Source organism: Streptomyces sp. NPDC001068, assembly GCF_042897315.1.
Classification (GTDB): Bacteria; Actinomycetota; Actinomycetes; order Streptomycetales; family Streptomycetaceae; genus Streptomyces.
In genome coordinates, this window is sequence record NZ_JBIAYD010000023.1 from 1 (window position 1) to 14,666 (window position 14,666).

The following is a 14,666-nucleotide window of genomic DNA, read 5'->3' on the forward strand; positions in this document are numbered from 1 at the left end:
CTGCACCTCGCTACGCATCCGCTCCGACGACCCCAACGGAACAGACATACCCGAAATGAACACCACGATCGGGTTGTACCAAGGCTCCTCAGTCATCACACGTCACCCGCACACTCATCAGACAGCGACAGCACCCGTGATCACAGTCTGATGCAGGCCATACCTCAGGCAGGACGAACTACCCGTTAGTTGTACGGTTCGACATGTGTACGAGGTTCACACCTCGAATTGAATTCATCTGATGGGCGGTTGAAATTCGGCACCACGCGTTGATGTGAGCGAACCCTCGGGATGATGCCGACCTGCGGAGTCGAAACTCACACGTGTTGTACCCTGCGGTACTCGGATCCGTTATGCAGGTGTGGGAGTAGGCAGGTGTGCCGAAACCTGGCGCACCGGAACCCGATCTGCGCTCCCGTGGAAGGAAGCACATGAAGTCCTCAGATCCGCCGCGGCCGGCCCGCGCGGCTCCGGCAAGTACCCCGGTCATCCCGGGCGCGGCGACCGCCGTGACTCCCGCCGCCGCGGCACGAACCTCCCCGATACCCACCGAGTCGGCGACCGGCCCGGCAGGGTCCGCGGCCCCTCCGGCCGGGCGGAGGAAGCCTTCCGGGTCGACGTCCGCGCACACACGTCAGGAGACGGCGGAGAAGAAGTCGGCCGGCACGGCGGCTGCCAGAACGACGAGCGGCGCCCAGGCGGCGGGCGCAGCGGCGGCAGACATGGAGGCGGCGGGCGCGGCGGCGGACACGGCGGCGGCTGAGAAGCGCGAGCCCCGTGAGGCGGCAGCCGGCCGCGCCGCCGACGTCCTGTCATCCCCCCGTGTCACCACGGACCCCACCGGGACCGCCGCTGCCGCAGGGGTGCGGGCGCAGACCGGAAGCCGAGGCGCACGCGCCCTGCTGCGGGGCACCCACCGCACGGTGCTGACCGTCGCCGCGTTCACCGGCGTCGTTCTGGTCGCCGGTGTCTTCGTGGGCCTGCGGGGCGGGGGATCCGGCCACGGCAAGGCCGCTTCACCGGATCCCGCGGCCACCTTCCTCGATCCCGGCTCGGACGGCGGGACGCGGGCGGGTGTGCCGGGGGCGCTGCCGCCCTCGTCGGGCCACCGGTCCGGTGCCACGCCGGACTCGGCCGCTGCCGGGCACACCGGCCACGGCGACGGCAAGCACGCCGCGTCCGGTACCGCGAAGGGCGGTTCGCACGCCTCGTCCGGGGGCTCGCCGTCGTCCTCCGCGCATTCCGGCGGATCTTCGGCCGGTCACAGTACGTCCTCGGCGACGCACCCCGCCGCCCAGGACACCCCGGCCTCGGCAGCCCATACGACCGCTCCGGCCGCCTCCGGCGGTTCGAGCGGCTCCAGCGGTTCCGGCGTGATGGTGTTCAGCCATGCGTCCGGCCGCTGTCTCACCGTGGCGGGCGGCCAGGGCAAGGACGGTTCGCCCCTGGAGATCCGGGACTGCTCGGGTTCCTCGGCACAGAAGTGGACCTTTGCCTCCGACGGCACGGTCCGTGCTTTCGGCCTGTGCATGGACGCCGCGGGCGCTTCGACCGCCAACGGTACGGTCGTTCAGCTGGCCAAGTGCAACGGCGGCCCGGCGCAGCAGTTCCGGCTCAACGTCCGGCAGGACCTGACCAGCGTGCTCGCCGACAAGTGCGTGGACGTGAAGGACGAGCAGACCGCCAACGGCACGCGTCTTCAGCTGTGGTCATGCGCCGGTACCGACAACCAGAAGTGGTCCAAGAAGTAGGTTCGGCGGCGACCGGGCCGGACATGTGGAAGGACCTCACCGCCCGCCCCGGGCAACCGGGCGGGCGGTGAGGTCCTTCGCCGTCTGTGCCGGTCGTCCGGCCGACAACCTCGTCAGACTCGGTGAGGCGTGGTGTGGACGTCGGGCTTGGGGGTGTTGTTGATCGCGGTCGTGTTGTCGTGCTGGGCGTTCTCGAAACTCTTGCCCGAGTCGACCGTGAGCGCCGCGGCGGCCTCCATCGCGCGGGCCATGCTGCGTATGCCGTCCCTGACCAGGTTGTGCATGGGGTAGTAGTTCTGGAGGTACGGGACGGCGTACATGTCGTTACCGCACGGCGCGTTCGCCGGGTCCATCGCCGTGGCGTCCGCGAACTCGTCGGCGGCGCGGTGGGTGGCGTCCGCCACCTGGCCGGTGGCGTCACCACCGGCCTTGATCCGGCTCGGGTCGGCCGCGAAGAGACTGTTGTCAGCCACGGCCGCCACCTCCGGCGGGCCGCGGGGCGAGGACTTCTTCCAGCGAACCGCCGTCCAGGAGCTTGTCCAGGTTGAGACGGTCGAGGACTCCGCCGTCCAGGCCCTGGGGAGCGGTGCCTCCCGCGGCCTGGATGACGGACATGGCGCGTGCGGTCATCTGGGTCCGCGATGCCGTCATGGCCTCCAGCACACTGGCCGCCAGTGCCTGCCCCGTCATCTCCTTGAACTTGTTGTTGGGAAAGCGCAGGCCGGCCGGCGCCCCGTCGTGGCCAACCGTGACCTCGACGACGCCGTCCTTGGACCTCGCGGTGACGGAGATCGCCTGAATCTCCTTCCGGGCGTCGATGAGGGCCTGGCGCTGCTTCTTGAACTCGTCGAGCGCCTGCTGCTGTTGCTCTTGCAGAGATGAACTCATGGCTTCTCCTGTGCCGGTGGGACCGCTCGGCGAGGAGCGGTACGACGCGTGGTTCGCGCGGAGGTCAGTGACCTATCGACGCGGGCAGCCCGCCTTCCTCGGTGCCCCAGACGTCCTTGTCCTTCCCGGACCAGACCGTGCTCTGCGTGGACTGTCCGGGGCCCCCGGCGGGTCCGTAGCCGGACTCCGTGGACGGGCGGCGCGGGCCGAGGAGTTCGTCGGAGTCGGTTTCCTCCTCTTCCCACTCCTCCGGCTCCTCGGCGTTGGCCCGGGCGCCGTACGGGGGCATGCCGTGCTGGATGACGGCGCCGTCCATGTCGTTGCCGTCGTAGAGATTGCGTTCCCGGTCCCCGCCGTTCTGGCCGCCCTGCTGGCCGCCCATGCGGTTCATGCCGGCCATCATCATCATGGGGGAGAGCAGTCCCATGGCGCTTTGGCTGTCCGTGTTCGCGGCACCGGTCAGTGCGCTCGCGCCGACTCCGGCGCCCGCGCCGGCGCCCGCCGCCGCGCCGGCGGTGTCGCCACCCGCCGCGGCTGCCGCGCTCTGCGGACTCGGGATCGACTGGAACTGTCCGTCCGACGTGGTCACCAGCCCACTGCCGTCCGTGTGCGTGTACTGGGTGACACCGTTGGGGTGGCTGGTGACGGTCGTGCCGTCCGGCGTGTAACTGATCTGCCCGCCGCCGCTGTAGGTGGGGATGTCGATGTGCGGTGTCGTCAGGTTGCCGTTGCCTGTCAGGCCCGTGTAGTTCGCCGGGGCCTGTGTCGTGGTGATCGTGCCGTCCGGGCGCAGGGTAGTCGAGCTGCCGTCCGGGTTGTGCGTGATGATGTCGCCCTTGCCGTCGACGCTGATGGTGCTGCCGTCGCCGGTGGTGATGCTCTTGCCGGTGTCGAGGTGGCTGGTGGTGGTGTGACCCTGGGCGTCCACGGTCGTCACGTCGCCGTTGGGGTGCACGGTGACCTTGGAGCCGTCCAGGTTGTCGGTGGTCAGGCTGCCGTCGGCGTTGACGTGCGAGACGGTGCCGTCGGGCGAGGTCAGCTGGGTGTCGCCGTTCGGGGTGACGATCTCCGACGCGCCGTTGCCGAACGTCGTCGTCTTGGTGCCGTCGGCGGCCGTCTGGGTGAGACTGCCGTCGCCGTTGCGGGTGATGCTCGTGCCGTCCGGATTGCTGACCGACTCCCCGACCCCCAGATGGCTGGTGGTGGTGTGGCCCTGGGCGTCGACGGTGGTCACGTCTCCGTCGGGTGAGACGGTCCGGCTGGTTCCGTCGGAGAACGTGGACGTGATGCTGCCGTCGGCGTTGCGCGTGACCGTGTTGCCGTCCGGATAGGTGGTCGTCACACCACTGCCGGTGCGGGTGGTGGTGCTGCCGTCGATGTTGCTGACGGGCAGGCCCGAGTTGAAGTTCGAGAAGGCCCCGTCGCCGGTGAGCGTGCTGGTGTCCGGCAGGTCGGTGAAGGCGCCGCCGCCGGTCAGGGAGGGGGTGTCGGTGGCCGTGCCGTCACCGGTGAGTGTGCTGGTGTCCGGCAGGTCGGTGAAGGCGCCGTCCCCGGTCACGGACGGGATGTCCGTGGCGGCTCCGTCACCGCCGCCGAGCGAGTCGGCCAGGTCGTTCGAGAACGCGCCGTTCCCGGTGGTGGGGATGTCCGAGAAGGCCCCGTCGCCGGTGAGGTTCGACAGGCTGTCGCCGAGGCCGTCCCCGACGTTGTTGATGCCGTCACCGAGGTTGTCGAAACCGTCGTTGATGCCGTCGCCGAGGTCGTTCAGCCCGCCGCCGAGGTTGTTGATGCCGTCCCCGAGCTTTGTCAGGGTGTCGTTGAGACTGTCGTTGCTCGAATCACTGGACTCCGACTGTACGTCGGAGGTCAGCGACGAGCCCGTGTCGGTGAAGGAGTACGCGGGATTCCACGACGAGTCCAGCACACGCGACCAGTCCTTCTGGAGGGTGTCCAGCACCTGCCGGGCAGGTGTGTCCAGATTGGTCTCGATGTTGTTGGTCCACCGGTTCGTCGCCTCCCGGGCCACGGCGTGCCAGGTGGACGCGTCGACCAGCCTGCCCCAGGTGGTGGTCTCGCTGAATCCGGGCTTGACTCGCGCCCTGCGACCGTGGGACTCGATCTTCTGGGCGTTGTTCTCGATGATCCAGCGGCCCATTTCGACGAGCACCTGGTTCAGCACGTCCAGTGGGTCGGCCGGGATCTGCTGCTGCGACGACGAGCCGTCCGGCAGCGTGGTGGTGATGGATTTCGCCTGCTGCCAGTAGAAATCGCTGTAGATCTTGTACAGGTCCGTGTATGCCTTGTACAGGGACTGTTCCGCGCCGACCAGATCGTCTCCGTGCAGCGTCTTGCTGACGAATCCCGTGGAGGGCGAACGGTGCTGGGGACTGAACCCCGGCGGCTGGAGCTGCGCGGTGTAGTTCTCGTACTTCTTGTGGAGGTCGTCCACCAGAAGCCAGAAAGCGCCGGCGGCGTTTCCCTTCCAGGACGCCTGCTCACTGCCGAGCTGCTGCTTCCAGTCCGCCAGGACCTCGGTCTGCTGCTTGAAGAAGTCTCCCGCGGCGTCGAACGACCAGGCCAGCTCGGCGAACGACTTGAGCTGGATCCCGTCGGCGGACGGTGCTCCGTCTCCGCTGGCACCGTCGCCCTTCAAGGAGGAATAGTGATTGACCAGTCCGGAGAGGGCGCCGTTCGAGTCCCCCCAGTAGCGGTGGAACGCGGGGTTGTCGAGGTAGGTGATCTCGACATTGCTCTTGCGGACGTCTTTGGTGGGGGCGGTGTAGAAGTCAATGTAGAACCCCTTGTTGGGGTTCAGCGGCACGATCCACGCGAGATAGTCCTCGGGGCCGTCGAACTGGGTCCCGCCCTGCCGGTACTTGTAGTTGATCCAGGGCATGCCGCTGTCACCGGTGACGTCTGTGACATCGGTGCGTTTGACCAATGACCAGTTGGTCAGCAGATGGAGGATGTCTTCCCAGCTTTGCGCGGCCATGTCCTACTACTCCGGGGAAATCGTCAGAGGGTCTCAGAGACCCAGGGAATTCTGGCCGTTGCCCGTGCCGTTGCCCGTGCCGGTGGCCGAGCTCCCGCCGAGAGCCGTCTGATAGTCACCGATCGCGTCCATGAACTTCGCGGACTTGACGCCAGACAGATTCTGCGCCTGGGTGTCCTTCATGGTCTTGATCACGTTCTGCAGGTCGCCCTGGAGCTTGGTGAACGCGGCCTTGTGGTGGCTGAACACCTCGTCGATCGCGGTCGCGGCCTTCTTGGCGTTGTCGCAGATGCTCTTGCCGCCCGTCTGGTCGTCGCTCGCCATCGGGCCGATCGCCAGGATCTGGGACTTCTTGCTGACGTCGTAGAGCGACGTCGGATGCGCGTCGGGCGAACGTATGTCGTCAATCTTGTGCAGGAAGCCGCTCACGTCGGTGTCGATGAAATTCTGCAGGGCTGCAAAATCCAGTTGTTCCAGATTGTGGTGCTCGCTGCCGGCCATGGGCGCCTTCCTGCCGCTTCGACGAGTCCGGTGGGGGTGGGTCAGTGGACGGGGATGTTCCGGAAGGTCTCCTCGTTCGTGCGCGAGGTCTTGACGTAGTTCTCCTTGTTGTCGGTCAGGATCAGGATGAGGTTGTCGAGGCTGACCTTCAGCTTGTTGACGTTCCTGTCCCAGCCGGGCTGCACCTGGGTCGTGTAGACGTCCCGGTCCGGGCCGGACCACGAGCTCAGCGCGGGCCGGATCTGGTTCTCCAGGTCGGTCACGGCATTGATGATCTTCTGGGTCTGGTTCTGCAGGTCCTCGATCGCGACCCCGACCTGGCTGTGGTCCATGTAAATGCCGTCGGACACGGTGTCTCCTTCAGTGGTGGATGGGATGTCGACGTGTTGTGCCGGGCGCGCCGGCCGGTCTCAGAAGTCCGGTGTCTCAGCCGGTCATCGCGTTGTACGCGTTCTGAGAGATGGAGATGTCGGCCGCCTCGCCGGTACGGGCGTTGGTCACGGCGGAGAGGTTGTGCTGCTGGGTCGAGGCGTCCCGGCTGCTGGCCTCCGTGAGCCTTTCCTGCATCAGCGCGCAGAGCTGCAGGATCTGCGAGCCCTCGTCGTGCCACTCGTCGAGCTTCTGGCCGAAGAGGACACCGTCCTCGCCCTGGTAGGCGTGGGAGAGCGATGCGCGCCGGCTTTCGACCTCGCCCTGCGCCGTCTTGATGGTCGTCTGCGCCTGTGCCAGCGATTCGACGATGTTCTGGTACAACTTGCTCGATGACGCCTGGGTGTTGCTGCTCATGATGCCTCCTTGATATGTGCGGGAACGTCGGTCAGGTGCCCGGAGAGGGCGGCCCGCCGTAGTGATGCGGTGGCCGGAGGGACTGCGCGTCGAGCCGACAGCCCGCCAACACGTATGAGACGAAAGACATGTGTCTCGCGGTTCACTCTAACCGCCGGCAGCCCGAGGCGCGCCGGTATCGGTCTGCTCACTCTCCCCGCACGCAGGTGTGCCGGTGACCGCGGCGTGGCCGGTGGCGGCCGCGTCCGGGGAGAGGTCGGGGCCGGTGGGCAGCATGTTCAGCAGCCCGGCCGGCAGGCCTTCGGCGGCCGAGAGGTCGTAGCCCAGGTCGGTGGCGGCGGCGGCCGTCGGCACGCGGTACTTCACCCCGTTGTCGGTGACGAGATACGTGGTGGTTCCGGTGCCGTTGCCCGAACTGCTCAGCGCGCGGACGAGGCTTCCGCTGCCCGGAGCGACCGAGATTCCGTCGACGGGCAGACAGGCGGGCGCCGATGCCTTCAGCGGCGGGAGGGCGTCGTCGACGACCGACTTGCCGGGCACCAGGGTGAGCGTCACCCGGATGCTCTTGGAGCCCTGCGCCTGGAGACCGACGCACACCCCGAACGAGTCGGGCACACCCAGCAGGGCCGGCGGCTGAGCCGGAAGCTGCGCCCCGGCCTGCCGTACGGCCGTGCCGGAAGCCGAACCGGCGGGTGCCAGCGCCCCGCTGAGGGCCTGCGCGGACAGGACCACCTCCTTGGGCACGGTGCCCTGGTAGGCCTTCTGCCTGGTGACGGGGTCGCCCAGGGCGAGGGCGGCCTGGGTCGTGGTGACCGGGACGAGACCGTCGTCGCCGAGCACGTAGTAGCGCTTCGCGGATCCCGGCGTCTGGACGGAGAACACCTGACCGACCCGGGTGGCGTGGCCGTCCAGGACCGGGCCCGCGGTGCCCTGCGCCGTCACCGGCGGCGCCGCGAGGTCGGGACCGGCGGGCACCGCGTCCAGGAACGCGGCGGACACGGAGGTGGCGCCGACACCCCCGTAGCCGAGCGCCGCCAGTGTCCGCTGACCGCCGGCCACCTTGAACCGGTTGTCCTGCCACAGCAGATAGATGTCGCCGTCCGGTCCCTTCACCAGGACCGCCTGGTCCTCCCGGACGCCCGTGCCCTCCTGCCCGCCGTCCATGGTGAGCACGGTCAGCGGCTTGCGGGCCCCGGAGTCCGTGCTGGTGGTGGCGGCACACACCTGCCAGGGACGGCCGTTCAGGCTGCCCGTCGTCGGCAGTGCGTCCGGGGCGCCCGGAATGCCGACCTCGCTGCCGTGCCTGGCCGTGCCCAGCGAGTTCGCGGAGACGGACACGGTCGTCATGTCCGCCCCCAGCAGCAGGCGTGCGGAAGGGTAGTTGAGCACGGTGTGCAGCCGGCCGTCGTACACGTACCGGGTGCCGGTCTCCTTCTCCACGATGAGTGCCTTGCCGCTCTGCCACGTCGTGTTGCCGCCCGGCTTGACCAGACCGAACACCAGGGACCCGGCGGCGACGACGGCGGCGATCACCATGCCGTAGGTCATACCGCGGTTGGTCCGCCGGGTGGGGGGCTCCGTCACGTCGGGGTCGGCGCGCAGCAAACCCGAGGTCAGCCGGGACACCAGGAACTGGTGCGCGATGACCTGGTCGCGTCGGGACTGCATGGTGACACCTCCTCAGGTTCAGCCGAACAGGCCGCGCAGGCGCTGGTACACGTCCAGGACCCACAGGGCGAGGGGGAGCAGGGCGAGGGCCGCGCCGGACTGGAGCAGGTCTCCCGCCCGGCCCCAGTAGGGCAGCAGCCGCCGGCCGGGCACCGTCCAGGAGACGGCCGCGGTGAGGGCGGCGCACAGCAGCAGCGCGGCGATGCCGAGGAGCTCCCCGTGCCGGCCGTGCCGTACGGCCATTTCGACGATCAGCAGGACCGTGCCGATGCCCGCGGGCATGCTCAGCGCGATCCGCTGCCAGGACGTTCCAAGGCTCCGCCCGTGCAGGCCGAGCAGGACGGCGAGGACCAGGGCGGTGACGGTCTCGGGCAGACCGGGGTGGCGGGCCAGTGCCGCGAAGGCGGCGAGGCAGACCGCGCCGACCGCGCCGTAGAGCCCGGTCATCCACCGGTCGACCGCCGCGCCGCCGCTCGCGACGTCGTTCTCGGTGCGCGGCTCTATGCCCTCCTGGAGCTGGTCGGGGTTGGTGGGCAGCGGGGGCAGCCGCAGGCCGGAGAGCGAGAAGGACATCATGGGGATGAAGGCGCCCAGGAGGACGGCGGCCGCGGCGACCGCGGCGGCCGCCTGGTGCGCGGAGACGCCGAGGGCGACCATGAGGGCTCCGCCGAGCACGGCCGCCAGCGTCAGCACCCCGGCGGACGCGAACACCACGGGATAACCGGTGACCACCGCGGTGGCCAGGACCAGTCCCACGGTGCCCGCGGCGCCCGCGGCGAGCAGATGGGCGCCGACGGTCCGGGCCGAACCGTCTCCGGGCTGTCCGCCCCCGACGAGCAGCAGACCGGAGACCGAGAGGAAGGCCGCGCCGAACAGGCCCAGGATCACGCCGCCCTGGGGATCGTCCAGGACCCGGGCGGCGGAGCCCGCCCCGGACAGGGTGAGCAGGGCCGCGCCCGCGGCCAGGGCCACCCGGTCGCTCGCGGCCCCCTTCGACGTGACGAGCAGGAACAGGCAGCCGAGCAGGGCCACGCCCATCAGGACCCGCAGCACCCAGCGGCTGATCTGCGGGCTCCACGCGTGCGGCAGGTGCTGGACCACGGCCGAGACGGCTTCGAGCAGGCTGTCGTAGCGCACCGGGGGCAGGGACTCGGTCCCCGGGCGCAGCACCAGCGTCTCCCCCTCCCGCAGATCGAGGGAGTCCGGGGTGCCCTCCAGGTCCAGCGGATGCCCGCCGAGGCGTTGCAGTACCCAGCCGCCGTGTTCCAGGCCCTGTTCGGCCAGGTCCTCACCCGCGTGTCCGGCGATCACGGGCATCAGGTCCGCGATCGGGACGTCGGCGGGGACGGCGAGGTCCAGTGTCTTCTCAGGGGCGCGCACCGTGAGACGGCACAGCCCGTTCAGTGAGCCTTCGCTCATGGGCGGCAACAGCCTTCCGAGGGGGATAGAGACATTTCTGCCGCCACGTGGCCCGAGGAACATGTGACAGCAGGGCGAAGCGGTCGGGGACACTGCTCTGCCACGGCGTGATGTCGCTGTGCCGGGGAAGCAGGGCGGGCGAGGGCTGCCCATGCCTTCGTCGGAAATACCTGACGGTCAGATACTCTCATGGCCGGAAGCGTTTCTTCACCCGAGTCCCCGAGGTACATACGTGTCCCTCGGCGGTCTCGACGCCGCTGCGGCCCGGTGCCGGGACCGTCCCGAGCGGTGGCGGGACATGTCTGTCTCCGCTGTGGTTGAGCCCGCTGTCCGGGCCCCTCACGACCGTTGCTCCGGGGCCTTGTTGACCGCCCTGTGCACAGTTGAAGGAGAGCTCAGTTGAGTGTGGTTTTCTTCCGGAGGCCGGCCCGCCGCCGGGGCCCGGAACTGCCCGACGGTGAGCTGACGCTCCAGGAACCACCGACGTTGGCGGAGGCGACACCTTCGTCCGCGGCCAACATGCTCACCTATCTTCCGATGGCCGGCATGTCCGTCGGCATGGTGCTGCTGTACACACGTATTGGCAGTGGCACGGGCCCGATCATCTATCTGGTGGTCGGACTGATGCTGCTCTCGATGATCATGATGCTGGTGGGGCAGCTGGTGAAGGCCGGCTCCGAACGCAAGCAGAAGATGCAGGGTGTGCGACGGGACTACCTGCGGTACCTCGGCGGGGTACGGCGCCGGGTCCGGTCCGCGGTCGCCGCGCAGCAGCGGGCGCTGGCCTGGCGGCATCCCGAGCCCACCGCCCTGTGGTCGTTCGTGCAGACATCCCGGCTCTGGGAACGCCGTACCTCCGACGAGGACTTCGCGGAGGTCCGTGTCGCGGTCGGTGAGCAGCGGCTGGCGATGCACCTGGTCAACAAGACGGCGAAGCCGGTCGAGGACCTCGACCCGCTCTCCGCGCACGCGCTGCGCGCGTTCATCAACGCCTACTCCACCGTGCCCGGACAGCCCATCGCGATCTTCCTGCGCGCGTGGTCGCGGGTCATGTTCCGAGGCGAGCGGGAGAAGGTCCTCGGGACCGTCCGGGCGCTGCTCGCCCAGCTCGCCGTGCTGCACACCGCGCAGGACCTGATGATCGCCTTCTGCGTGGCACCGGAGAACCGCGGCGAGTGGGAGTGGTCCAAGTGGCTGCCGCACGCGTTGCATCCGACGGAGTCCGACGGCGCGGGACCCGCCCGGCTGATCACCTCGACCCTCGCCGAGCTGGAGGACCTGCTGGGGGAGGAGCTGACGGATCGGGGACTCTTCGAGGCGGGCGCCTCGCCGAACAAGGACGAGCCGTACGTGGTGGTGGTGCTGGACGGCGGCCAGGTGCCCTCCGGCCACCGCTTCGAACGCGCCGGGTACCGCAACACGGTGGTACTGGACGTCTCCGAGGCCATGGCCTGGAAGCCCGGTCGGACGGTGCTGCGGCTGCTGGTGGAGAAGTCCGAACAGGCCGAGGAGGAGCGGACGGGGGCCGCGGGCCCGGCGGGAACCCCGCAGAGCGCGGGGACGACCGACATCCCCGACGAGGTGAAGATCGTACGGACCGACCGCAACCGCAAGGAGACCGCGATCCCGCTGGGCCGGGCCGACCGGCTGGGCCCGGCCGCCGCACGGTCGCTCGCCGCACTCCTCGCACCGATGCGCACCGGCGCGACCGCGGAGGCCGCGCAGCCGCTGTCCACCGACATCCAGCTCACCTCGCTCCTCGGCATCACCGACCTGCACCGCTACGCCCCCAAGGAGTACTGGGAGCGTCGGGCCGGCCAGAACAAGCGGCTGCGCGTGCCCATCGCCGTCGGGGCCGACGGCCGTCCGGTGGAACTCGACATCAAGGAGTCCGCCCAGGACGGCATGGGGCCGCACGGCATGCTGATCGGCGCCACGGGTTCCGGCAAGAGCGAACTGCTGCGCACCCTGGTCCTCGGCCTCGCCCTCGGCCACTCGTCCGAGACGCTGAACTTCGTCCTCGTCGACTTCAAGGGCGGCGCGACCTTCCTCGGCTTCGACGAGCTGCCGCACACGTCCGCGGTGATCACCAACCTCGCCGACGAGGCCGCGCTGGTGGACCGTATGCAGGACGCCCTGCGCGGCGAGATGCAGCGCCGTCAGGAACTGCTGCGCAGCGCCGGCAACTACACCTCCGCGCTCGACTACGAGAAGGCGCGGGCCGCCGGAGTGCCGCTGGAGCCGCTGCCCAGCCTGCTGGTGGTCGTCGACGAGTTCAGCGAACTGCTCTCCGCCCACCGTGAGTTCATGGACCTGTTCGTGGCCATCGGCCGCCTCGGCCGGTCCCTGGGCGTCCATCTGCTGCTCGCCTCGCAACGTCTGGACGAGGGGCGCATGCACCAGTTGGAGAGCCACCTGTCGTACCGGATCGGTCTGCGGACCTTCTCCGCGATGGAGAGCCGGGGCGTACTCGGGGTGCCGGACGCCTACGAACTGCCCTCCCAGCCCGGAGCCGGCTATCTCAAGAGCGGCGTGGAGCCGCTCACCCGCTTCCGCGCCGCCTACGTGTCGGGCGCCTACCGGCAGCGGGTCGGGGCGCTCGCCCAGGAGAAGATCGCCGGCCAGGTGATGCCCTGGACCGGCGACTGGGTGAACGCCCGCGAGACGCCGCAATCCCAGGAGCCGGAGCGCGCCGCGGGCACGGCGGAGGAGGAAGAGGACGACACCAGCCTGATGGCGGTCGCCATCGACAAGCTGCGTGACGCGGGCCCGCCCGCCTATCAGGTGTGGCTGCCGCCGCTGGGCGCGCCGCCCACCCTCGACGCGCTGCTGCCGCCACTGGTCCCGGACCCCGAACTCGGACTCGTCACCGCCGACTGGGAGGGCCGCGGCACACTGCGGGTTCCGCTGGGCATCGTGGACAAGCCGTTCGAGCAGGTACGCGACCTGCTGATGGTGGATCTCAGCGCGTCGGGCGGACACGTGGCCATCGGCGGCGGCCCGCAGAGCGGCAAGTCCACCCTGATCCGCAATCTGATCACAGCACTGGCCCTCACCCACACCCCGCGCGAAGTGCAGTTCTACTGCCTGGACTTCGGCGGTGGCTCGCTCGCCTCGCTCGCCGGTCTGCCGCACGTCGGCGGTGTCGCGGGCCGGCTGGAGGGCGAGCGCGTGGGACGCACCCTCGCCGAGATGACGTCCCTGCTCGCCCACCGCGAGCGGCTCTTCCTGGAGCACGGCATCGACTCCATGGTCACGCTGCGCCGCCGCCGGGCGGCCGGTGAGTTCCCCGAGGAGCGGCACGGTGACGTGTTCCTGGTGATCGACGGCTGGCAGACCGTGCGACAGGACTTCCAGGACCATGTCGCGGCGGTCAACCAACTCGCCACCAGCGGCCTCAACTACGGCATCCACGTGGTGACCTCGACCACCCGCTGGGTCGAGCTGACCGCCGCGGTGCGCGATCAGTCGGCCACCAAGCTGGAGCTGCGGATGGGCGACGCGCTGGAATCCATGATCGACATCCGGCTCGCCAGGAACATCCCGCGCATTCCCGGCCGTGGTCTCACGGTCGACTCCAAACTGCACTTCCTCACCGCGCTGCCGCGGATCGACGGCATCGGCGACGCCGCCGACCTCGGGGACGGCGTCGCCGACCTGGTGAGGGCCGTGGCCGAGGAGTGGCAGGGCCCTGTCGCACCACCCGTGCGGATGCTGCCGACGATGCTCGAAGCCCGCGAACTGGCCCCGCCCCCCGAGGGCCGGCGCTTCCAGATCGCGCTCGGCGTCGAGGAGAAGGAACTCGCCCCGGCCTGGCACAACTTCGCCGACACCCCGCACCTGGTGGCCTTCGGCGACACGGAATCGGGCAAGACCAACCTGCTGCGCCTGGTCGCCAAGGCGATCACCCGGCAGTTCACTCCGGCCGAGGCACGTATCCTCGCCGTCGACTTCCGCCGCGAACTCGTCGAGTCGGTGCCGGAGGAGTACCGGCTGGGGCACGCGGTCTCGGTGGACCAGTTGGACGAGTACGTCAAGGGTGTGGCGCGTGCCCTGAAGACCCGCACCCCGGGGCCGGAGATCACACCCGCCCGGATGCGGCGGGCCGACTGGTGGGCGGGCCCGCGGCTGTTCGTGCTCGTCGACGACTACGACCTGGTCGCCACTCCCATGCGGAACGTCTTCGAGCCGTTGCTCGAACACCTTCCCCTCGGTTACGAGGTGGGCCTGCACGTGGTCCTCACCCGGTCCGCGGCGGGATCGATGCGGGGAGTCAACGACCCGCTCGTGCGACGCATGCTGGAGGTCAACGCACCGGGACTGCTGCTCTCCTGCCCGCCCAGTGAGGGGTATGTGTTCGGCAACGTCAGGCCGCGGATCCTGCCGCCCGGCCGCGGCAACTACATCACGCGCCGCAGTGTGACGCAGATCCAGACAGCACTCCTGGAGGGCGACACGGCGGACGCACCGGTGGGCCGCTGACGAACGGGGGCGCCGGCGTACGGGGGGTCCGGCGTACGGGGGGTCCGGAAAACGGCGGGGGGGGGGGCGGGGGGGGGGCCCCCCCCCCCCCCCCCCCCCCCCGGGGGGGGGGGCGCGCCGCCCCCCCCCCCCCCCGCGCCCGCCGGCCGGGGGCGGCCCCCGCCCCCCCCCCCCCCCCC

The 14,666-nt window shown here is 69.8% G+C and carries 10 protein-coding genes; 2 read left to right on the forward strand and 8 right to left on the reverse strand.

Annotated features, from left to right (window positions below):
• The first annotated feature begins 722 nt into the window (after positions 1-722).
• A complete protein-coding gene (locus ACFY3I_RS40890; RefSeq protein WP_390866027.1) occupies positions 723-1,751 on the forward strand; it encodes a ricin-type beta-trefoil lectin domain protein in 1,029 nt (342 codons plus the stop codon).
• A 113-nt stretch (positions 1,752-1,864) separates the two neighbouring features.
• On the opposite strand, the gene ACFY3I_RS40895 is transcribed toward ACFY3I_RS40890, so the two are convergent.
• The 8 genes from ACFY3I_RS40895 to eccD all read right to left on the reverse strand — a co-directional run bounded on the left by ACFY3I_RS40895 (position 1,865) and on the right by eccD (position 10,005).
• On the reverse strand, positions 1,865-2,224 hold the full coding sequence (locus tag ACFY3I_RS40895) for a hypothetical protein (protein ID WP_390866028.1): 360 nt from the start codon (positions 2,222-2,224) through the stop codon (positions 1,865-1,867).
• Positions 2,217-2,639 carry a YbaB/EbfC family nucleoid-associated protein gene (locus ACFY3I_RS40900; protein WP_390866029.1) on the reverse strand — a complete coding sequence of 141 codons (423 nt, stop codon included), beginning with the start codon at positions 2,637-2,639 and terminating at the stop codon, positions 2,217-2,219. Before ACFY3I_RS40900 ends, ACFY3I_RS40895 begins: the two co-directional genes overlap by 8 nt.
• A 64-nt stretch (positions 2,640-2,703) precedes the next feature.
• Positions 2,704-5,631 carry an AAWKG family protein gene (locus ACFY3I_RS40905; RefSeq protein ID WP_390866030.1) on the reverse strand — a complete coding sequence of 976 codons (2,928 nt, stop codon included), beginning with the start codon at positions 5,629-5,631 and terminating at the stop codon, positions 2,704-2,706.
• Positions 5,632-5,664: 33 nt separating this feature from the next.
• Positions 5,665-6,132, reverse strand: a complete 468-nt coding sequence (locus ACFY3I_RS40910; RefSeq protein ID WP_390866031.1) for a type VII secretion system-associated protein — start codon at positions 6,130-6,132, stop codon at positions 5,665-5,667.
• 41 nt (positions 6,133-6,173) lie between these two features.
• The gene (locus ACFY3I_RS40915) at positions 6,174-6,482 is read right to left on the reverse strand and encodes a WXG100 family type VII secretion target (protein WP_390866032.1); all 309 of its coding nucleotides are present in this window, start codon (positions 6,480-6,482) and stop codon (positions 6,174-6,176) included.
• Positions 6,483-6,558: 76 nt separating this feature from the next.
• Positions 6,559-6,918: a hypothetical protein gene (locus ACFY3I_RS40920; protein WP_390866033.1), complete on the reverse strand. Its 360-nt coding sequence runs from the start codon at positions 6,916-6,918 to the stop codon at positions 6,559-6,561.
• A gap of 147 nt (positions 6,919-7,065) precedes the next feature.
• On the reverse strand, positions 7,066-8,586 hold the full coding sequence (eccB, locus tag ACFY3I_RS40925) for a type VII secretion protein EccB (protein WP_390866034.1): 1,521 nt from the start codon (positions 8,584-8,586) through the stop codon (positions 7,066-7,068).
• An 18-nt stretch (positions 8,587-8,604) separates the two neighbouring features.
• Positions 8,605-10,005 carry a type VII secretion integral membrane protein EccD gene (eccD, locus tag ACFY3I_RS40930; RefSeq protein WP_390866035.1) on the reverse strand — a complete coding sequence of 467 codons (1,401 nt, stop codon included), beginning with the start codon at positions 10,003-10,005 and terminating at the stop codon, positions 8,605-8,607.
• A gap of 399 nt (positions 10,006-10,404) precedes the next feature.
• Here eccD and eccCa point away from each other — a divergent pair, with 399 nt between their 5' ends.
• Positions 10,405-14,487 carry a type VII secretion protein EccCa gene (gene eccCa, locus ACFY3I_RS40935; protein WP_390866036.1) on the forward strand — a complete coding sequence of 1,361 codons (4,083 nt, stop codon included), beginning with the start codon at positions 10,405-10,407 and terminating at the stop codon, positions 14,485-14,487.
• Positions 14,488-14,666: the final 179 nt, after the last annotated feature.